Raw genomic sequence first — 19,514 nt, 5'->3', positions numbered from 1 at the left:
GCATGAATCGATCTTAATGTTGCAAAGTACGGGGACAATATAACGGGATTGTGAGCGATGAAGCCAGTCAAGGCCAGTCTTCTTATTGTTGTAATATTTTCGACGATTTTCACATTGTTCTTGCTTCCTTCCCCTGCCGTTGCCGAGACATGCGTTCAGTGGGTCGCAAGAGTGGTCTCGGTCCAGGGGAGTGTACAGGTTCGGAGAGTGGGAACGACACAGTGGGAACCCACTCATTTTGGCGACACCTTCTGTCCCGGAGATATGGTCCGGGTGCTCGAACGGAGCAGGTCGGAGATCATGCTCGCCAACGAATCGATACTCCGTCTCGACCAGAAGACAACCGTTACGTTCTCCATGCCCGAAAAGGAAAAGACCTTTCTCATCGACCTTATTGATGGAGCGGTACACTTCTTCAGCCGTTTCCGTCGCAGCCTGAAGGTGACCACACCCTTTGTCAACGCAACAGTAGAGGGGACGGAATTCCTCGTGAAGGTCGAGAGGGACAAGACCTTCATCTCGCTCTTTGAGGGCCGGGTCCTTGCTGAAAACAAGGCGGGCAGCATCATGCTCGACCGCGGTCAATCGGCAGTTGCCATGGCAGATCAGGCGCCTGTCATCCGGGTCGTGGCACGGCCACGGGATGCTGTCCAATGGACCCTCTACTATCCGCCGGTCTTTTCATATCGGCCTGGTGATTTGCAGACCGCTCTCAAGACCGACTGGCGCGCCCGGGTCTCGCTTCTTCTTTCTGTTGGACGCATCGATGAAGCGAAGGCAGAGATCGATGAAGCGCTCAAGACAACACCGGGAAACAGCGATGCCCTTGCCCTCCAATCGGTCATTGCCGTAGTGCAAAACGAAAAGGAGCGTGCCCTTGATTTAGGGAGGAGATCTGTCGAGGCTGACCCAAAATCAGCTTGCGCCAGAATAGCACTCTCCTATGCTCAGCAGGCGAACTTCGACCTCCAGGGCGCGCTCAAAACCCTCAAAGAGGCAGTCGCATTGGAACCTGAGAATGCCCTGGCCTGGGCAAGGCTATCTGAGTTATGGCTCTCTTTCGGTAACCTTGATGAAGCGCTGAAGGCAGCGAAGCAGGCTGCTGGCCTGAATCCCGCCCTTGCAAGGACGCAGACAGTTCTCGGATTTGCCTATCTCACTCAGATAGAGATTACGACGGCTGTTGACGCCTTTCATAAAGCGATCGAACTGGACGAGGCCGATCCCCTTCCCCGGCTCGGACTGGGGCTCGCGAGGATCCGGAAGGGCGATCTCTCTGACGGGAGGGGCGACATCGAGATTGCAGCAGGGCTCGACCCCGACAACTCACTCATCAGGAGCTATCTGGGAAAGGCCTACTATGAGGAGAAGCGGGACAAGGTCTCATCAGACCAGTTCACGATGGCAAAGGAACTCGATCCTTTGGACCCCACTTCCTACTTCTATGATGCCATCCGAAAGCAGAGCATCAACCGGCCTGTCGAGGCGCTCTATGACCTTCAGAAGGCTATCGAATTGAATGACGACAGGGCGGTTTACCGGTCGAGGTTACTGCTCGATGAAGACCTCGCAGCAAGGAGCGCGAACCTCTCCGGGATCTACAGTGATCTCGGCTTCCAGCAGCTTGCTGTTGAGGAGGCAGCGAACTCTGTAAACGCCGATCCTGCAAGTTTTTCTGCCCACAGGTTCCTGTCAGACTCCTATTCCGCATTGCCGCGCCACGAGATCGCGAGGGTGAATGAACTGCTTCAGTCCCAACTGCTTCAGCCCATCAACATAACGCCTGTCAGGCCTGAGTTGGCAGAGAGCAACCTCTTTATCCTCGAAGGTACAGGACCTGCTCAGCCTTCATTTAATGAATTCAATCCCCTCTTCAATAGGAACCGGATTGCTTTGCAACTCGACGGTGCAGTGGGGAGCAACAGCACCTTTGGAGATGAGGTGATTGTCTCCGGCGTACACGACAAGCTGTCCTTTAGCCTCGGTCAATTCCATTACGAGACGGATGGTTTCAGGGAAAACAACGACCTCAAGACCAATATTTACAATGTATTTGCGCAGTATAGTCTTTCAGAAAATACCAGTATTCAGGCTGAATACCGAAATACAAACACGACCAAGGGGGATTTGGAGCTTCGTTTTGATCCCGAGAATTTTACCCCTACCTTAAGGCAGAAAGAGGATATAGACTCCTTCAGGCTGGGGCTGCGCCATTCATTCGCACCAGGATCCGAACTTCTTACCTCTCTTATTTACCAGCATGCTACTACTGATACCGTTGTCTTCCCTGATATCTTTCAGATCAACGGGAAGGCAAACAACTATGTCGGTGAAGTCCGTTATCTCTACAAGATAAGTCCCTTTCATATAACCGCAGGCATAGGGCATCGTCAATTGGACCAGACATTGACCAGCATCTTCTCTGGCGTTCCTTCACCGGAGGATCTCAAGAACCGCTTCACCAATATCTATCTATATACACAGATCGACGTTCAGAAGAATCTGAGTTTGACTCTCGGCGGCAGCGGAGACTTTCTGGAAGGCGCCTATGAAGGCGAAGGCCGCAACCAGTTCAACCCGAAACTGGGATTGACTTGGCAGCCGTTGCCTAGTACCACTGTCCGCGCAGCGGTTTTCAGGACATTGCAGAGGCCTTTCATATCGATAGCAGATATCGATCCGTCTCTTGAGCCTACAGAGATCGCGGGGTTCAACCAGTTCTTTGATGACCTCACAGGAGACGAGGCTTGGCGTTATGGTATTGGTGTGGACCAAAAGATTTCCGCCAATCTCTCTGCCGGCGCAGAAATATCTGCCCGCGACCTGGATCACAAGATTATTGATGTGACCGGCCCAACGCCCGTGGCGATCAGTCGTGACTGGCAAGAGAAACTGGGAAGGGCTTATCTTTATTGGACACCCACATTGAGGGTTGCGGTAAGCGCCGAATACTTCTACGAGTGGTTCAGCAGGGAGGCCGATGCGCTGTTTGTAGGGGTCGAGCAATTCACAAAACTTCGGACCCATAGAGTTCCCATCACGGTTGGATACTTTGACCCTTCAGGATTTAGTGCAACCGTGAAAGCGACCTACGTGAACCAACAGGGTGATTTTGTTCCCACTGGGCCGGGAAATTATGCACTAGTACCGGGAAAGGATGATTTCTGGGTCTTCGACGCTGCAATAAGGTACCGGTTGCCAAAAAGGTTCGGCATGATTTCTTTGGAGGCAAAAAACCTGTTTGATGAAAAATTCAAATTTCAGGACACAGACCCCGGGAATCCCCGAATCTTTCCGGATCGCCTGATTCTTCTTAAACTCACGCTGGCGTTCTAAGTCACATCAGGAAAGGAGGTGAGAAGAGATCGTTTCTGCGCGTTAGGTAACGCTTGAGCATTGCCAAGAAAGCAAAAAGTGAAGGAGGGCAAAGAAATGAAGGATAAGAAATATTTGTGTGTCAGGATTTACGAAGATGATACTGTTCAGGTCGTTGATGCAGAAGGTAAACCGATCTCGCCGATGAGAGATCCAAAACCGCTTGTTGGACCGATAAACACTTATGGTACCATTGTGTGGTCTAACCAGAGTCCGACCTGCGTTAATGTCTTCGGAAAACAGTACTGAGGGTGAGATGGAGAGGGTGGTTGCCCTCTAAAAGGGAAAGTGAAAAGGACGGTTCTCTTTGGTAAGAAAATAGGGACAGCGACCGTTATTGTTTTTGAGCTCATCTTGAATTGGTTGCTGTCCCTATTTCGTTCCGGCACACGCCGAATTAGGAGAATTAGAGAGAATTAGGGACACATCCCTATTTTTCGCAGCGAACCGAAAGCCCGGCACATGCCGGGCTTCTTCATTTCTGCGCTGGTCGCTTATAATAAGAAAATGGAACAAAAGATCAGGATCGGGATAAGCTCGTGCCTTCTCGGCGAGAAAGTCCGGTACGACGGCGGGCACAAGTTAGACCACTTCCTCACCGACACCCTGGGGAAATATGTTGATTGGATACCCGTGTGCCCCGAAGTCGAAAGCGGTCTTCCAGTACCGAGGGAGGCGATGCGTCTTGCCGGCGATCCCTCTTCACCCAGGCTTGTTACCGTCAAAACAGGAATCGATCACACGGAAAGGATTCTCCACTGGGCGGAGAAGAAACTCAGGGAACTCGAAAGGCAGGACCTCTGCGGTTTCGTATTCAAGAGCAGATCTCCGAGTTCAGGCATGAGAGACGTCAAGGTCGACGGACAGTCGGGAACCCCAAGCCGCTCAGGAGTGGGCGTTTTTGCGGGCGCCTTTATGAGCAGGTTCCCTCTCATGCCTGTAGAAGACGAAGGCAGACTCCATGACCCGGACCTGCGGGAAAACTTCATCGAGAGAATATTTGTCTTCAAGAGATGGAAGGAATTCAGGGGAAGGGGCGGCAAGGTTAGAGACCTTATAGCCTTCCATACGGACCACAAGCTTCTTATCCTCTCTCACAGCACCAGGCATTACAGCGCCCTCGGGCAATTGGTTGCCCGGGCAAAGGCATATAAGACCGAAGGGCTTCTCTCCGAATATCTCAAGATATTAATGGACGGCCTCCGGCTGACGGCAACGGCAAAAAAGAACACGAATGTTTTGCAGCACATGGCGGGATATTTCAGTGAACGACTGTCTACAGACGAAAAAAGGGAGTTAGGCGAGATCATCAGTCAGTATCACGCAGGCCTGATACCGCTCGTCGTCCCGATCGTCCTCATGAGGCACTACGTAAGAAAATTCAATGAGCCCTATCTCAAGAGGCAGCATTACCTGAATACCCATCCCCTTGAACTCATGCTGCGGAATCACGTGTAATGGAAAAGGGTCCAGGAGAAGTTCGAGAAAGAACCACAGTGACGCTGAGGCACTGAGAAACGGAACATGGAACAAAAAGGGCAGGAAAGATCAACACATTCAGACGTTGTGAGGTCTTTTTGAGCAGGACCTTCTCAATCTTGCGCTCTGTGTCTCTATGCCTCTGTGGTTTTACCCTCTTTTTCAAACACAATACGAAACTCTAGTAAGACATACATGCTGGAAGAAAAGCTCTCACATACCCCGAAAAATCCGGGCGTCTACCTTTTCAAGGGACAGAAAGAAAAGGTCATCTATGTAGGCAAGGCGAAGAACCTGAGAAACCGTCTGAAGACCTATTTTCAGAGACCCGAGGGCCTCGATCAGAGGAAGGCCCACATGGTCACGCTCATAAAGGACTTCTCCTACATTGTTACCGAAAACGAGCTCGAGGCCCTTGTACTGGAAGCCAATCTTATAAAACAGTATAAGCCGCGGTTCAATGTGATCCTCAGGGACGATAAGAACTACCCCTACCTGAAACTCACGATGGGAGAGGAATGGCCCCGGTTGGAGGTCATACGGAGAATAGCAAAGGACGGTTCCCGCTATTTCGGCCCCTACGTGCCCAGCCAGACCATGTGGGATGCACTCTCCTTTATCAGGAGGAACTTCCCGATCAGGATATGCAGATACAGCCTCGATAAACCGATGCGACCCTGCATCCAATACCAGATGGGCAGGTGCATCGCCCCCTGTTCAGGCAAGATAACAAGAGACGAGTATATGAAAATAGTCAATGAGGTAAGCCTTTTCCTCAGCGGTGAAAGGAAGGAACTCCTCAGGGATCTTGAAGAGAAGATGGCGATGCTCTCTGCCGAACTCAAGTACGAGGAGGCGGCGAGGATAAGGGACCGAATCAACAATATACGGCATGTATGGGAATCACAGAGGGTCGTAGCGCCCGAGCTCGGAGATATCGATGTCATAGGTTTTTATTCCGACGGGACTGATGCTCTCTTTGACGTCTTTTTTGTGAGAAAGGGCATTCTCGTCGGCACAAGGGACTTTTATATAACGGATGGGGGAAATTTGCCGATCGGGGAAATTCTCCACGGCTTCATCGAGATGTTCTATATGAAGGAGATCATCCCTCCTGGAGAGATTGTCGCCGGAAGCAGGCCGGATGACCTGAAGAATCTCACGGCATGGTTACGGAACATGAAAGGTGGGAGAGTCGAGATCGGCGTGCCGAAAAGGGGCAAGAAGCTTGAGCTCCTGAAGATGGCCGATGAAAACGCCGCCCAGGTGCTCAGAAGCAGAAAGGTCTCTGGATGGAATGAACTTCTCGGAGAGATCAAGGAGCGGCTCCATCTTCCCCGTCAGCCCCAAGGTATCGGTGCCTTTGACGTTTCAACGATTTCCGGGAGCGAATCGGTCGGCGCCTTTATTTGCTGGTCAGGGGGAGACTTTGTAAAAGACCTTTACAGAAGATTGAAGATAAAGGGAGTTTCCGGCATCGATGACTATGCCATGATGGATGAGCTCGTGACGAGGGTCCTGAGCAACCTCGGCGAAAACGTCCCTGATCTCATCGTGATCGACGGAGGGAGGGGGCAGCTCGACATAGCGCAACGCGTCGTTGAAACAAGGAAAATCACAGGGGGCGACGGGAACCCGCCGATGCTTGTTGCAGTGGCCAAAGATCCTGACAGGGCAATAACAGTCTCATCAGAGGTGATCGATCTTGAGGATAGAAGTCAACCATCGCTTGTTCTGAAAAAGATCCGCGACGAAGTGCACAGGTTTGCGATAACCTACCATAGGAAACTGAGAGACAAGAGGATGAGCGAGTCGCCTCTCGAAAGGGTCAAGGGGATCGGAAAGAAGAGGAGGCTTGAACTCTTGCGATATTTTGATAGTATAGAGAGCATAAGAAATGCTACTATTGAGGAGATTGCAAGAATCAAAGGGTTCAACAGAAAGATTGCCGAAACCCTTTTGCGTGGATTGAGGAGGCTCTGAGTGATATGGTCCAGATACTGCTCTTAGTCGTAGTCCTTTTGTTTCCCCTTTCTTCTGAAGCGGCGTACAAGATCTATCTCAAGAACGGGTCCGTGATAACGGGTGTCAAATCCTACGAGAAAGAGAACAAGGATATCGTTGTTTATTTTGGCGGAGGCATGGTCACCCTGCCCGAAAGAGACGTCCTGAGGATTGAAGAAGCAGATGTCCCTGAGAAGGACTTCCGATCCAAGGCTCCGTCGGTCGAAGAGAGACCGGCGGAGGCACCGGCTGCTCCTGTGCAGCCCGAGACAAGAGATGCGAGGGCGGATTCCTTAAGGGCCGAACTCGAATCCATCAACGCCGAGTTGAAGGCTGCGGAGGATGATGAGGCACGAGTGAGGTCATCGATAGACGAGAAGGTGCAGAAGCGGCCTCGATGGTGGCAGTTGAAACAATTCGAAAGGGAATTGGAGCCGCTCCAGCAGGAACTCTCCACAATCCAGCAGAGAAAGGACGAGCTTACCCAGCGCAAGACACGTATCGAAAGCGAACTCAAAACCCTCGAATAAGATGCGCGAGGCCCTCGAAGCTTACTTTAGAGAGGCCCTTGGCCCTGGGACGCGTCTCGTAGAATTCAGGAAACTCGGTGCAGGGGTCCACGGGACCGGCTCTCTCCTCGAGATTGAGAACGGGAAGGAGAGGCGGATCTGTGTCCTGAAAGGTATCTCCTCAGAGGGCCTCGGCCATGACTACCCCTCCGACAGGGCCTCGGTCTTTCTTCTCGCCTTGGATGAATATGGAAACCTTCCCAGACATGTGAAGCCGATCGATGTCCTCTCTCTTAAGGAAGATGGCTCTCTCAGATCGATCGGCGGCGGCAGAGAGTATTTTCTCCTCATGGAGAAGGTTGAGGGTGTCAGTTACTTTTGTGACCTCAAGGAGATGAAAGGGAGAGATAATCTTACGGAGGGAGACAGAGAGAAGATAGCTCTTTTGGCGGCATATCTCAGCCGGATTCATGCCGTGAAGAGAGACTCGTGCACGCTGTACCGGAGGAAGATCCGTGACATTATCGGTCACGGCGAATGTCTCATGGGCGTTTTCGATTCCTATCCTGACGGTGTTTTGCGGTACGAAGAGATGGCAGAGATTGAGAAGCGGTGCATCGACTGGCGGGCGAGGCTGAAACCTCTCCATAAGAGACTCTGCCAGGTCCATGGTGATTTTCATCCCGGCAACATATGGTTCCAGGGGAAGGAGTTGGTTCTCCTCGACAGGAGCCGGGGCCCCTGGGGTGACGCTGCCGACGATGTCACAGCACTCACCATAAACTACATCTTTTCCTCGGTGAGGCATCGCAGTACTCTGGAGGGGGCCTATCTTGAAGCCCTGAAACTCTTCTTCAAACGGTACAGAGAACTCACCGGCGATGATGAGCTGTTGAATGTCCTCGGGCCCTTTTATGCCTTCAGAGGTGCGGTTGTAGCGAATCCACGTTTCTATCCCGAACTTACTGACGGGCAGCGGGCAAAGATCTTCAGGTTTGTGAACAATGTCCTTGCCTCTGAGAGGTTCGAACCTGAAGAGGCTCCTGACTATCTGTTGTAGAATAAATGTCCCGCTTCATGGGTAAAAAGATTCATAAGGAGGAGATATGAACATCCTTGTTTCCGGTTCCCTTGCGTATGACAGGATTATGGATTTCCCGGGAAAATTCTCTGACCATATATTCCCTGACAAGATCCATATCCTCAACGTCTGTTTTTCGATCAACGGGATGAGAGAGAATTTTGGGGGGACCGCAGGCAATATCGCCTATGCCCTTTCCCTTCTCGGTGAAAGTCCGACGGTGATCGCTTCCGCAGGACGTGATTTCAAGTCCTATGGAGAGTGGTTCTCAAAGCAGGGTATCCCCACAGACTACGTTAGAATCATTCCCGACGAACTTACGGCAGGAGCGTATATAACGACCGATCAATCGGACAATCAGATCACCGCCTTTAATCCCGGCGCCATGAAATTCCCTGCACGCTTCGATTTCGATCCCCTTGATCCCGACAACGCCCTTGCGATTATTTCTCCCGGCAACCTCGACGATATGCTTACCTTCTCGAGAGCGTACAAGAAGAAGAGCATTGATTATATCTTTGACCCCGGTCAGTCGCTGCCCGGGTGGGCAGCAGACCAGTTGACCGAAATGATTGACGGTTCAAGGATATTCATCTGTAATGACTATGAAATCGAGATGACCCTGAAAAAGACCGCACTGACTATCGATGATATCCTGGAAAAGACGGGGGCTCTCGTCACAACAAAGGGTGAATATGGCTCGACAATAACAGTGGCAGAGAACGGCGGCAAGAGGGTGATCGAGATCCCAGCAGTCAAACCCGAGAAGGTCTGCGACCCCACCGGCGCGGGCGATGCCTACCGGGCAGGACTCATCAAGGGGCTTCTGTTGCCGGACAGCGACATTACCCATGCGGCAAGGATGGGTTCCCTCTGCGCCGCATATTCCGTCGAGGTGTACGGCACACAGAACTTTCATTTCACCAAGGAATCGTTCAATGAGCGGTTCAAGGCCTTTTTCCAGGAGGACGCCTTCTAACAATCATAGGAACAATCAATTCTCAGTCTGTATCGAGATTGCCTTAACCCTGAGTTTATCCGCTTTTACTTACGATTCAAATTCTGAGTGGGGAACTCCGGACTGACGAATGATGGATTGCAGGGTTCCGATTCTGATTTCATTATGGTTTGGGACGGGGACAGTGATTGTGCCGCTGGAAAGTTTCTTTTGCATAATTATGTGGCTTCCCCTTCTTCTAACCTCAGAGAAGCCGTATCGAGCAAGAATCTCGCATACTTCTTTTCCAGAGAGTATGCGCAGTTTACCCGACAGCAACCTCGACCTGCGTCACAAAGATTTCTCCATGAAGACGCTCCTTTATCTCTTCGCGAGATGCGGTCTCAAAAAATAACTCAAGTGCTTCCTTGAGGTTATCACGTGCCGCCTCGATGGTATTGCCTTGGCTTGCGATATCAAGCTCAGGACACAGAGAAACGTACCCATCATTTTCTTTTTCTATGATTGCCGTTAATTTTTGTGTCATGTCTCCTCCTTTCGGCTATATTATACCTTCAAGTCGTCTGATCGCAACCCCAGATAGACTTCCTTAATGGCTGACCTTGGCACTTCAATGTAGTAATGTCCATCTTTTTCCTGCTCTTGCAGACTTCCATATAGCCGTATTTCCTTCTCATAGCCCCAATTAGTTTCTTTTCGGCCCAATACTTCACGAAAGCACTTCGCCGCATATTCGTCCAGTCTTGCAGGATGTCCAGTAACCGGCAGCAGCACCATTTTGTCTCGATAGCATACTGTAATAACGGCTTCCCTATCCCTCACGAATTCACTTTCTTATAAGCCCACGACAATGCCCTTGTGATTGTCGGTGTAGTGCGCCCACATCTGAATTACATCCACAGCCTCCGACATGCATGCTATTCCCATGCTCTGGTTCCACCTTTCCCTCAGGATGTTAGGGAGACTTCGGAAATCGCTTATTTGGAACTCGGTAAATTTGTCCAAAATATCCGCAGGTGATGCCTGATCATAGGAAATGCCGCGTTCATCCAGGACGGAGATCCACGTCTGCATTAGATATGGATCTTCCCGGTACTCATTTTGGATATTCAGATATGCGCCATCCTCATCTATGCCGAACGCTAATTCAAACGGATCATTCAAACCAGCAATTCTGCTGAGCCGTAAACGGGAATTGATGAGGATATCAAAACCGTCGATCCTGCAATACTTGTAAATCATTGATTACCTGGTTAACATCACTTGTTATCTTTCTTCCAGGCAAAGGAATTATAGTGAAGGTCACGCGTCGTGTCAAGACAGATTCCTTGTAAATCGCGTAGAAAAGGCGTCACGGTGTGGAGGAGTATCCTTAGCAAGACATCTGCGACTTCGGGGTATACGGACTACTAAGGAAGTCATGGGGAACGTCTTACCGCCGCCTTCGTCTCGAAAATACTTATACTCCGTCATTCCCGAGGTAGTAGTCGGGAATCTGTTCTTCTTAAGAGAACTTGGACACCCGCCTTCGCGGGTATGACGGATATGGCCATCCTCATGCTACTTTCTGCACCTCAGTGGCGTGAATCCCTCTAGGAAGAAAGATTGCGGACAAGCCGCAATGACAGAATTGCGCGCTCGATGTGGCTTTACAAATAACGGTTTAGTAGAGTCGATGAGAGGGGGCAGGATTGCTGCCCCCCTTATGAAGAATTAAAGTTTGAAAGGATTCATGAAAAGGATGATAAGCACCACGACAAGGGCATAGATGGCAAGGGACTCGATCATCGCCAGACCGATGATGAGGGTTGTCGTGATCTTCCCGGAGACGCCAGGATTCCTTGCAACCCCTTCGCATGCCTTGCTGAGACCGATACCCTGACCGATGCCTGTGCCGAGCGCGGCGAGTCCGATCGCAAGACCACAGCCAAGCGCAGCAAAGGCATAATAATATATCTTGGAGCCGGTTGGGGCTGCTGCCGCCTCTTCAGCAAAGGCAATAGGGGCTAAAAGCCAGACCAGAGCAAGAGCGAGAATCATTACTGTTACGAATCGTTTCATCGTAATTCCTCCTTTCTCAGAATTTTCTTTAATGTGCCTCTTCGACTGCCCCCGCCAAATAGAGGGAAGTGAGGAGCACGAAGACAAAAGCCTGTATGAGGCTAACGAGAACCCCCAGGCCGAGGATAGCGACGGGAACAACTAAAGGTGCCAGAAGTGCAAGGGCAAAGAGTATCATATGCTTCGCTATCATGTTTCCAAAAAGTCGCACAGAGAGGGTGACGGGTCTGACGAGATGCCCGATAAACTCGATGACAAACATCATCGGCGCCAGCCATACAATCGGCCCGAGGAAGTGTTTGATGTACTTCACTCCATGCACCTTAATTCCATAGTAGTGCGTAGCAAGAAAAACGGGCACGGCCATGGATGCGGTCATGTTGATATTGCTTGTGGGGGCTGTGAAACCAGGGATGAGCCCCATGAAATTACAGACGAGGATGTAAAGACCGAGGGTAGCGATAAGCGGAAAGAAATACTTCCCCCACTTGTGGCCGATGTTTTCCTCTGATAGTTTAAGAAGAGCTTCGACGAGGATTTCGAGAAAATTCTGGATCCCGCGAGGGACAAGGGAGAGAGAACCCCTGATCGCCAGGGAAAGACCGATGAGAATTATGGACACAAGAAGGGCATAGGAAACATAGTGCGGTACTAGGTGGGGGTTGACTATGATGTCCATCAATAAGGCTTCTTCCTTCATGCAACTCCTCCAGAGCGAATTCAGGATATCTTAATGAAGAAGATTCCAAAAGTCAAGGTCGTTCAGGAAAGATCACGGAAAGCTTTTAAAATTAAAGAGTTGACGTCAGGCGGCTTCAATCATGCCAGGGAAAGCACCCGCTCAATGCCCGCATAATCCTTTGTTAAGAAAGCCGAGGAAAAACCTGACTCTTTGGCTATCCTGACCACCTCTTCTGATTCCCCCTGTCCCAGTTCCATGACGACAAAGCCGTCATTCTTCAGATACCATCGTGAGCGCGAAATGATCTTCCGGTAAAAAATCAGACCGTCTTCGCCGCCGTCAAGGGCCTCCGGGGGCTCCCATTCTCTGATCTCCTCACGGAGGATCCCTATATCAGGACGTCTGACATAGGGAGGGTTTGAGACGATGACATCGAAGGTCATCCCCTTTACCGCCTTAAAAAGATCGCCTTTGAGAAAGGTGATATTGCGGATGCCGTTTATCCGCGCATTTCTTTTCGCGTAATCCAGTGCACTCTGAGAGATGTCCGTGGCAAAGATCTCAGATTCGGGAAGATGTTTTGCAAGGGCAAGGGCTAGGCAGCCGCTTCCGGTGCAAAGGTCGAGGATAGTCGGTGACGTGCGATGTGTGGTGCGTGATAACCCTTCTCCATAGTTTACGTCAGCCGTTTTATGCTTTACTGCCTTCAGCACCTCCTCAACAATCAGTTCTGTCTCAGGGCGGGGGATAAGAACTCCCCGGCCCACTTCGATCCTGAGTCCGCAGAAATCGACGTGACCGATGACATACTGGACGGGCTCCCTTCTCTGCCTCCGTTCAAGGATACTTTTCAGTTCTTCCTGCTGCACCACGGAGAGACAGGGGTTGTCACGATAAAGGGAGACCCTCTCTATTCCCAAACAGGCAGAAAGGATGAGTTCAGCCTCTTTATGGGCGTCCTCAATGCCATATCCGCTCAGGGCCGTTGCAACTCTCCTCAAGCCCTCAACAGACCTCACTACTTCAGCTCCTTCAGTCTTTCCGTCTGGTAATGTGCGGTCAATGCATCAATGATCTCATCGAGGCTGCCTTCAAGCACCTGCTCAAGCCTGTGGAGTGTCAGCCCTATCCGGTGGTCGGTGACCCTGTTTTGGGGAAAGTTGTACGTCCGTATCCTCTCGCTCCTGTCTCCAGTCCCAACCTGGCTTTTCCGCTCAAGGGCTCGTTCTCTTTCCTGCCTCTCGATCTCAAGCTCATAGAGCCTTGAACGAAGGACCCTCATCGCCTTGTCCTTGTTCTTTATCTGCGAACGTTCGTCCTGGCACTGGACGATCATGCCCGTCGGGATATGGACAATCCTTACAGCTGAATACGTTGTGTTGACACCCTGCCCGCCCGGACCGGACGCACAGAACGTGTCTATCCGCAGGTCTTTCTCCTCCACCCTGATGTCTACGTCCTCGGCCTCAGGGAGGACAGCAACAGTGGCGGCAGAGGTATGAATCCTGCCTGAGGCCTCGGTTACGGGAACTCTCTGGACCCGGTGCACACCGCTTTCGTACTTGAGTCTGCTATAAGCGCCTTTGCCTTCGATAGATGCTATGATCTCCTTCAACCCCCCGAGACCCGTCGGATTCGAGTCGATGACGTCGACCTTCCATCTCCTGGCCTCAGCATACTTTGCGTACATCCTGAAGAGATTGGCGCCAAAGAGCGCTGCCTCTTCGCCGCCGGTGCCGGCCCGGATCTCGAGGATTACGCTCCTCTCATCCCTCGGGTCTTTCGGTAGGAGCATGATCAAGAGGTCATCCTCTATTTTCGGCCTCCTCTCCTTCAGCTCCTCGATCTCTGCCTGGGCAAGCTCGCGCAGGTCTCCGTCCCCGCCGCTCAGGATCTCTTCTGCGCCTTCAATATCAGAGAGCAGTTTCTTGTACTCCTGTATCTTTTCGACAAGGGGCTGGAGTTCTGCCTGCTCCTTCGATAATTTTTGGTACTGCTGAGGAGATGAGAGCACGTCAGGACTCATCATGAGCTGGGTCAGTTCATCGTATTTCTTCTCTATCGAGCTAAGCTTCTCTAACATGTTCTTCCTCGAGCTTCAAAACCTCTTTTACGGCCACAATAGCGACTTCTATCTGCGAGTCATCGGGTTCCCTCGTAGTGAGTCGCTGCAGCATAAGCCCCGGCAGGACAAGGGCATGCATAACAGGATTATGTTTTATCTTTGCCGACAGCCGCAGAAGCTCGTACGAGATCCCTGCGATCATGGGGATCAGGACAAGTCTCGAGAGAAACTTCTCCAAGAAAGGCCACACCTGCGGTATGAAGGAAAACATGAATATACTTATGACCATAACGATGAGGAGGAAACTCGTGCCGCACCTCGGGTGCTGAGGACTGAAGGATCTGACATTCTCGACATCAAGCTCCCTGCCTGCCTCATAAGCGTGAATGACCTTATGCTCTGCCCCATGATATTCAAAGATCCTTCTCATGTCCTTCCATAAACCAACGGCAAAGAGATAAGAGAGAAAAATCAGGACCCTGATAATTCCGTCGACGACATTGAAGACAACGGAACTCTTCGACACGACATCGAGTACCTGGCCAACAAGCTTCGTTGCGTAGAGCGGCAGGAATATGAACAGGCCGATGCCGATAAGTACCGCAATGGCTATGGTGTAACCCATCGTGAGCGGGCTCATCGGCTTTTCATGCTCGTCACTGTAAGCCTTGCTCGCCGAGAACTCAAGGGCCTTGATGCCGATGGAGAGGGCCTGATAGAGGGCCACTGTCCCTCTCGCAACAGGAAGTTTCAGGAAGGCCGGCAGCTTCTTTGTGGTCTCCCTCTTCAGATGTATCTCGCCCTTCTGGTCCCTCACCGCAACCGTCCAGCAGCTTGGTGCCTTCATCATCACGCCCTCTATTACTGCCTGTCCCCCTATATTCTTCACGTTATTCACCGAGAGATCACAGGGAAGAAGGATTTCGAATGTATCGATTCCCCTCTCGCTTTTTGCCTGTGCTCTGTTGTTCATCTTCCTTTTCTCAGAATTTTCATTCTTACCCAAAAAAAAGCCGTTAGTCACAAGAAGCCAGACTAACGGCTTTTGGATAACCCTATCTACTGCTTCGCGTATTTTCTCTTGAACTTCTGTACCCTTCCTTCGGCATCCACAAGCTTCTGTTTGCCCGTAAAGAAGGGATGGCACTTTGAACAGATATCCACATGGATGACGGGGTTTATCGATCTTGTCATAAAGGTCTCGCCACAGGCACATACGACCTTTGATTCTTTATAGTTTGGATGAATTCCTTCTTTCACCTCGCTCCTCCTTATCAAGAATTTAATCTATTCTAAAGATCTAATCTATTCTAAAGCATCAGGCATCTTTTTGGCAATATTGCCAGCATTGACAGAATCTTCGCCAAGAAATTTCACCTTGCCAGTGCTCCCTGAGAGATATATAATAGGGGCATAGCGCTTTTGCAGGCCTCCAGAGGCTTGCCCTGCAAAATCAGCATGACTTCACCCGAAGAAAGATTAAGAGAACTGGGCATCATACTGCCGGGCCTCCCGCCCCCTCTGGGTTCCTATGTGCCGGCTGTCAGGACGGGCAACCTCCTGTTCCTCAGCGGGATGCTTCCCCTGAAGGAGGGAACACTAATGCATACGGGAAGGGTCGGAGAAGGGGTATCCCTTGGAGAGGCCCAGGAAGCTGCAAGACAGGCCGTTGTGAACGCCCTGAGCGTCATAAAGGCAACCGCCGGAAGCCTTGATGCCATTGTACAGTGCATAAAAGTCACGGGCTATGTAGCATCGGGACCAGACTTCTTTGAGCAGCCCAAGGTCCTGAATGCCGCATCGGACCTACTTCGTGTCATCTTTGGCGACAAGGGCAGACATGCGAGGGCCGCAGTAGGCGTCTCTGTCCTTCCCCTGAATGCCCCCATCGAGATCGACTTCATCTTCGAAATGATGGGACAGAACACCATCATCTAACCCTCCACGAGATCCTATGGCAAAGCCCCTTGTCGTCATTGTAGGCAGACCGAATGTCGGGAAGTCAACCCTCTTTAACAGGATGGTAGGGTCTCAAGCCGCCATCGTCGAGGACATTCCCGGCGTTACTCGGGACAGGAATTACCTGGACGCCGAGTGGGAAGGGAAGTCCTTTATCGTCGTCGATACCGGGGGCTTCTACCCTGAGCCCTCAGAAGACATCTTCCTCGAGGTCAAAGAACAGGCGCTCTTTGCGATTGATGAGGCTGATCTCATCATCCATCTCATGGACGGCAAGGAAGGACTCAACCCGAACGACATTGAACTCTCGAAGCTCCTCAGGGCCTCAGGGAAAGAGGTCTTGTGGGTCGTGAACAAGGTCGATGCGCCTTCAAGGGAGGACAGGCTTTATGATTTCTACAGGCTTGGAGTCGATAGACTCTTCGCCCTTTCCGCAGAGACCGGATACGAGTTCGGAGAATTCATGGATGTCCTTGTCACGCTCCTTCCGGAAAGGCAGCCAGGGGAAGAGGCGATCGATTATCCCAAGGTAGCTGTTGTGGGCAGACCGAACGTAGGCAAGTCCACCCTCGTGAATACCCTGACGGGCAAGAAAAGAATGATCGTCAGTCCGGTGGCCGGGACTACAAGGGATTCCGTCGATTCCGTCTGCACCTATTACGGTAAGAAGTATCTCTTCATCGACACGGCAGGCCTCAGGCGAAAGGGCAAGATCGGTTATTCCCTCGAGCGCTACTCGATGGTGAGGGCGATACGGAGCATTGAGCGGTGCGATGTCGCCCTCGTTGTCCTCGATGCCTCGTCGGGGATCGTCGAACAGGACAAGCGCATAGCCGGCATTATCGAGAAATACGGGAAGGGTGCTGTCTTTCTCCTGAACAAATGGGATTTGCTTGAGGACCCTGAGACGGTCTTTAAACACTATCAGAACGAATTCAAGAGCAAGCTCTGGTTCTTCACTCATGCGCCGATGCTGACCATTTCAGGACTCGAACGGAAGAGGGTCACGAAAGTATTTCCCCTGATCGACGAGGTCATGGAGGAACGGAAGAAGAGGATACCTACGGCTGAACTGAATGTTTTCCTGAAGAAGACGCTCGATCACCTCCCTCCCCTGCCGCTCTATAAAGGGAAAGCGATCAAGCTTAACTATATCACCCAGGTGGGGACAGGACCCCCTGCCTTTGTGGTATTTGCAAACAAGCCCGAGGGTCTCAAGGATGCCTTCATTCGCTATCTCGAGAGAAGCCTCAGAGAGCGCTTCTCCTTTCGGGGGACGCCGATCAGGGTCTATGTGAAGCAGAAGAATCCTGCGTGATACTCATACGAATCATACAGCTCATCTTCAGAAGTTTTGTCGATTTTTTCAGGGATGGCGGGCCGATGCTTGCCGGCTCGATCTCCTTCTTCACCATGATGGCCATCGTTCCGTTCTGTCTCTTGCTCGTGACGATCTTCGGATATTTCCTGGGCGAGAACAGGGAGTTCTATCATTTTTTCTTGTCGAAGCTCGTAAGCTTCTTTCCGAAGATCACCTCTCAGATAACGACGGAACTCGGCAACATCATCACCCACAAGGGCCTCGGCAGACTATCACTGCTCCTCTACGGGTTTCTGTCGTATGAACTGTTTTCATCCCTCGAAAAGGCCATACACGTAACCTTTAAGACAAAAGAGGGGAGGTCCTTTTTCGTATCCTTCATTCTCTCCTTAGTCGTCATCACCCTGATCATAGCCTTCCTCCTGATCTCCTTCAGCGCCACGTCGTTGATGTCGATGCTCAAGACCCTGAAGGAGTTCTTTCCGAGACTTCAGATAAGCGAGGTGACCGGCTTTTTCATTCGCTTTGTCATCCCCCTGCTCCTGGTACAGCTCAATGCCATGACCCTCTATCTCTTTTTACCGAAGAAGAGGGTGAAGCTTTTTCACGCGGTGTCAGGGGCATTCTTCACGGCCATTTTCCTTGAGGCGGCAAAGCACCTCTTTACACTCTATGTGATGAATGTCGTCAGACTGGGCACCATCTATGGCCCCCTCTCGGCATTTGTGATATTCTTGTTGTGGGTATTCTATTCATCGTGCATATTCCTTGTGGGAGCTGAACTGGTCCACAACCTCGGGACCTCAAAAAAGGGGAGATGAGATGAATGATCTGATCAATAAGATTGTTGATGTGACGGCAAATGAGATCGTTTATACCGGCAGACTCGTTGAGATGAATGAGGTGGAGGTCTATCTCGAGGGCGAGACCGGCTGGATCGTAATCCCCATTGAACAGGTTACGTCGATAACGGAAAAGAATTAGGCTAGGGCTGAGATAATGTTGAGATTTGGCGTTCTCAGCCTCAACCTTCACCTTAGCCTCGGGTTCAACCCTTCAGCCTCCCATCCTCCATCTGAACAATCCTGTGGCACCGTTTCGAAAGGGACTCGTTATGGGTCACGATGACGAACGTCGTGCCCCTCTCTTCATGTATCCTCAGGAGGAGCTGGAACAACTCCTCGCCTGTCGCCGTATCGAGGTTTCCTGTCGGTTCGTCAGCGAGCACAACCTTGGGATTCAGGATCAGCGCCCTCGCAACAGCAACCCTCTGTTGCTCGCCTCCTGAAAGCTGGCCCGGTCTGTGATCTCTCCTTCCGGAGAGCCCAAGGTCTGCGAGGAGCTGCTCGGCACGGGATTGCAGTTCATCGAAGTCCTGAGCTGCTATGAGGCCCGGCATCATCACGTTTTCGAGCGCCGTGAACTCGGGCAGGAGGTGATGAAACTGAAAGACGAAACCGATCGTCCTGTTCCTGAATGAGGCGAGGGAGGAGGAATCCAGACTAAAAATATCATTGCCCTCATAGAATATCTTTCCCGCCGTCGGTTCATCAAGGGCGCCGAGGATGTGGAGAAACGTACTCTTTCCGACGCCAGATGCCCCGACGATCCCGACAACCTCGCCCCCCTGAAGCAAGAGGTCAACACCCTTCAATATCCTGAGTTCCCCTGCGTCAGTACGAAAAGATTTTTCTATACCCCGAGCCTCAAGGAGATTTTTCACTTTTTTTGCCCATGAAATGATCGAGCGTCTCTCTTGTCTTTTCGACGCCTTTGAGGACCCTTTCGCCCGTCTGTCTCAGCCGGTCTGCCTTCTCGCCGACCTTCTCGCTCTCGTCCTGGATCTTTTTTCCGAACCATCTGAACTTTTCTCCGCCGCTCATGAAAGACAGGACGAGAAAGACAACAACGGCGATGACGACGAGACAGATGAGCCTGCTTATCAGTTTAAACATCTCTGCTCCTGCCGAATTTTTCTCAAGTTTACCAGAAAGGATCACCATTATAAAACCCTTTGCGC

General features: G+C 51.2%; 21 protein-coding genes. 11 read left to right on the top strand and 10 right to left on the bottom strand.

Going from position 1 to position 19,514, the window contains the following annotated elements:
- The first annotated feature begins 57 nt into the window (after positions 1 to 57).
- The 7 genes from VFG09_08755 (at position 58) to VFG09_08725 (ending at position 9,427) form a co-directional block, all read left to right on the top strand.
- Entirely contained in the window at positions 58 to 3,336 is a 3,279-nt protein-coding gene (locus tag VFG09_08755; protein HET6515237.1) for a TonB-dependent receptor, read from the top strand.
- Between the two features lie 96 nt (positions 3,337 to 3,432).
- The gene (locus VFG09_08750) at positions 3,433 to 3,624 is read left to right on the top strand and encodes a hypothetical protein (GenBank protein ID HET6515236.1); all 192 of its coding nucleotides are present in this window, start codon (positions 3,433 to 3,435) and stop codon (positions 3,622 to 3,624) included.
- 258 nt (positions 3,625 to 3,882) lie between these two features.
- On the top strand, positions 3,883 to 4,833 hold the full coding sequence (locus VFG09_08745) for a DUF523 and DUF1722 domain-containing protein (GenBank protein ID HET6515235.1): 951 nt from the start codon (positions 3,883 to 3,885) through the stop codon (positions 4,831 to 4,833).
- Positions 4,834 to 5,049: 216 nt separating this feature from the next.
- Positions 5,050 to 6,837, top strand: a complete 1,788-nt coding sequence (uvrC, locus tag VFG09_08740; protein HET6515234.1) for an excinuclease ABC subunit UvrC — start codon at positions 5,050 to 5,052, stop codon at positions 6,835 to 6,837.
- A gap of 5 nt (positions 6,838 to 6,842) precedes the next feature.
- Positions 6,843 to 7,388 carry a hypothetical protein gene (locus tag VFG09_08735; GenBank protein HET6515233.1) on the top strand — a complete coding sequence of 182 codons (546 nt, stop codon included), beginning with the start codon at positions 6,843 to 6,845 and terminating at the stop codon, positions 7,386 to 7,388.
- 1 nt (position 7,389) lies between these two features.
- A complete protein-coding gene (locus VFG09_08730) occupies positions 7,390 to 8,427 on the top strand; it encodes a phosphotransferase (GenBank protein HET6515232.1) in 1,038 nt (345 codons plus the stop codon).
- A gap of 46 nt (positions 8,428 to 8,473) precedes the next feature.
- Positions 8,474 to 9,427: a carbohydrate kinase family protein gene (locus tag VFG09_08725; GenBank protein ID HET6515231.1), complete on the top strand. Its 954-nt coding sequence runs from the start codon at positions 8,474 to 8,476 to the stop codon at positions 9,425 to 9,427.
- A 283-nt stretch (positions 9,428 to 9,710) separates the two neighbouring features.
- On the opposite strand, the gene VFG09_08720 is transcribed toward VFG09_08725, so the two are convergent.
- The 8 genes from VFG09_08720 to rpmE form a co-directional block, all read right to left on the bottom strand.
- Entirely contained in the window at positions 9,711 to 9,932 is a 222-nt protein-coding gene (locus VFG09_08720) for a type II toxin-antitoxin system HicB family antitoxin (GenBank protein ID HET6515230.1), read from the bottom strand.
- 308 nt (positions 9,933 to 10,240) lie between these two features.
- Entirely contained in the window at positions 10,241 to 10,648 is a 408-nt protein-coding gene (locus VFG09_08715; protein ID HET6515229.1) for a hypothetical protein, read from the bottom strand.
- Between the two features lie 471 nt (positions 10,649 to 11,119).
- Positions 11,120 to 11,467 (bottom strand): ATP synthase F0 subunit C, encoded by a 348-nt coding sequence (atpE, locus tag VFG09_08710; protein HET6515228.1) that lies wholly within the window; start codon positions 11,465 to 11,467, stop codon positions 11,120 to 11,122.
- A 28-nt stretch (positions 11,468 to 11,495) separates the two neighbouring features.
- Positions 11,496 to 12,167, bottom strand: a complete 672-nt coding sequence (atpB, locus tag VFG09_08705; protein HET6515227.1) for a F0F1 ATP synthase subunit A — start codon at positions 12,165 to 12,167, stop codon at positions 11,496 to 11,498.
- Positions 12,168 to 12,286: 119 nt separating this feature from the next.
- Positions 12,287 to 13,168: a peptide chain release factor N(5)-glutamine methyltransferase gene (gene prmC / locus VFG09_08700; protein ID HET6515226.1), complete on the bottom strand. Its 882-nt coding sequence runs from the start codon at positions 13,166 to 13,168 to the stop codon at positions 12,287 to 12,289.
- Positions 13,168 to 14,232: a peptide chain release factor 1 gene (gene prfA / locus VFG09_08695; GenBank protein HET6515225.1), complete on the bottom strand. Its 1,065-nt coding sequence runs from the start codon at positions 14,230 to 14,232 to the stop codon at positions 13,168 to 13,170. The genes prmC and prfA overlap by 1 nt, the downstream gene beginning before the upstream one ends.
- A complete protein-coding gene (locus tag VFG09_08690; GenBank protein HET6515224.1) occupies positions 14,216 to 15,187 on the bottom strand; it encodes a DUF1385 domain-containing protein in 972 nt (323 codons plus the stop codon). Before VFG09_08690 ends, prfA begins: the two co-directional genes overlap by 17 nt.
- A gap of 86 nt (positions 15,188 to 15,273) precedes the next feature.
- Positions 15,274 to 15,474, bottom strand: a complete 201-nt coding sequence (rpmE, locus tag VFG09_08685) for a 50S ribosomal protein L31 (GenBank protein HET6515223.1) — start codon at positions 15,472 to 15,474, stop codon at positions 15,274 to 15,276.
- A 198-nt stretch (positions 15,475 to 15,672) separates the two neighbouring features.
- Between rpmE and VFG09_08680 the strand changes: the two genes are divergently transcribed.
- From VFG09_08680 to VFG09_08665, 4 genes are read left to right on the top strand one after another with little or no spacing between them, the layout of a single operon-like run.
- Entirely contained in the window at positions 15,673 to 16,152 is a 480-nt protein-coding gene (locus VFG09_08680) for a RidA family protein (GenBank protein ID HET6515222.1), read from the top strand.
- Between the two features lie 16 nt (positions 16,153 to 16,168).
- A complete protein-coding gene (gene der, locus VFG09_08675) occupies positions 16,169 to 17,491 on the top strand; it encodes a ribosome biogenesis GTPase Der (GenBank protein ID HET6515221.1) in 1,323 nt (440 codons plus the stop codon).
- A complete protein-coding gene (locus VFG09_08670; GenBank protein HET6515220.1) occupies positions 17,488 to 18,315 on the top strand; it encodes a YihY/virulence factor BrkB family protein in 828 nt (275 codons plus the stop codon). The genes der and VFG09_08670 overlap by 4 nt, the downstream gene beginning before the upstream one ends.
- A 1-nt stretch (position 18,316) precedes the next feature.
- Entirely contained in the window at positions 18,317 to 18,478 is a 162-nt protein-coding gene (locus VFG09_08665) for a hypothetical protein (protein HET6515219.1), read from the top strand.
- A gap of 64 nt (positions 18,479 to 18,542) precedes the next feature.
- Here VFG09_08665 and VFG09_08660 read toward each other — a convergent pair whose 3' ends face one another.
- Both VFG09_08660 and VFG09_08655 read right to left on the bottom strand, forming a co-directional pair.
- Positions 18,543 to 19,217: an ABC transporter ATP-binding protein gene (locus VFG09_08660; GenBank protein ID HET6515218.1), complete on the bottom strand. Its 675-nt coding sequence runs from the start codon at positions 19,215 to 19,217 to the stop codon at positions 18,543 to 18,545.
- On the bottom strand, positions 19,201 to 19,514 hold a 314-nt coding region (locus tag VFG09_08655), incomplete at its 5' end, for a hypothetical protein (GenBank protein HET6515217.1). The genes VFG09_08660 and VFG09_08655, both read right to left, overlap by 17 nt.

Source organism: Thermodesulfovibrionales bacterium (assembly GCA_035686305.1).
In the GTDB taxonomy this organism is placed as follows: Bacteria; Nitrospirota; Thermodesulfovibrionia; order Thermodesulfovibrionales; family UBA9159; genus DASRZP01.
The sequence above is the reverse complement of the archived record's forward strand: the minus strand, read 5'-3'. Positions and strand labels throughout refer to the sequence as shown.

Excerpts from the sequence above, each read along its gene's own strand:
- VFG09_08755 (HET6515237.1), top strand. The coding sequence starts at position 58 with ATGAAGCCAGTCAAGGCCAGTCTTCTTATTGTTGTAATATTTTCGACG.
- VFG09_08750 (HET6515236.1), top strand. The coding sequence starts at position 3,433 with ATGAAGGATAAGAAATATTTGTGTGTCAGGATTTACGAAGATGATACT.
- VFG09_08745 (HET6515235.1), top strand. The coding sequence starts at position 3,883 with ATGGAACAAAAGATCAGGATCGGGATAAGCTCGTGCCTTCTCGGCGAG.
- uvrC (HET6515234.1), top strand. The coding sequence starts at position 5,050 with ATGCTGGAAGAAAAGCTCTCACATACCCCGAAAAATCCGGGCGTCTAC.
- VFG09_08735 (HET6515233.1), top strand. The coding sequence starts at position 6,843 with ATGGTCCAGATACTGCTCTTAGTCGTAGTCCTTTTGTTTCCCCTTTCT.
- VFG09_08730 (HET6515232.1), top strand. The coding sequence starts at position 7,390 with ATGCGCGAGGCCCTCGAAGCTTACTTTAGAGAGGCCCTTGGCCCTGGG.
- VFG09_08725 (HET6515231.1), top strand. The coding sequence starts at position 8,474 with ATGAACATCCTTGTTTCCGGTTCCCTTGCGTATGACAGGATTATGGAT.
- VFG09_08720 (HET6515230.1), bottom strand. The coding sequence starts at position 9,932 with ATGACACAAAAATTAACGGCAATCATAGAAAAAGAAAATGATGGGTAC.
- VFG09_08715 (HET6515229.1), bottom strand. The coding sequence starts at position 10,648 with ATGATTTACAAGTATTGCAGGATCGACGGTTTTGATATCCTCATCAAT.
- atpE (HET6515228.1), bottom strand. The coding sequence starts at position 11,467 with ATGAAACGATTCGTAACAGTAATGATTCTCGCTCTTGCTCTGGTCTGG.
- atpB (HET6515227.1), bottom strand. The coding sequence starts at position 12,167 with ATGAAGGAAGAAGCCTTATTGATGGACATCATAGTCAACCCCCACCTA.
- prfA (HET6515225.1), bottom strand. The coding sequence starts at position 14,232 with ATGTTAGAGAAGCTTAGCTCGATAGAGAAGAAATACGATGAACTGACC.
- VFG09_08690 (HET6515224.1), bottom strand. The coding sequence starts at position 15,187 with ATGAACAACAGAGCACAGGCAAAAAGCGAGAGGGGAATCGATACATTC.
- VFG09_08680 (HET6515222.1), top strand. The coding sequence starts at position 15,673 with ATGACTTCACCCGAAGAAAGATTAAGAGAACTGGGCATCATACTGCCG.
- der (HET6515221.1), top strand. The coding sequence starts at position 16,169 with ATGGCAAAGCCCCTTGTCGTCATTGTAGGCAGACCGAATGTCGGGAAG.
- VFG09_08665 (HET6515219.1), top strand. The coding sequence starts at position 18,317 with ATGAATGATCTGATCAATAAGATTGTTGATGTGACGGCAAATGAGATC.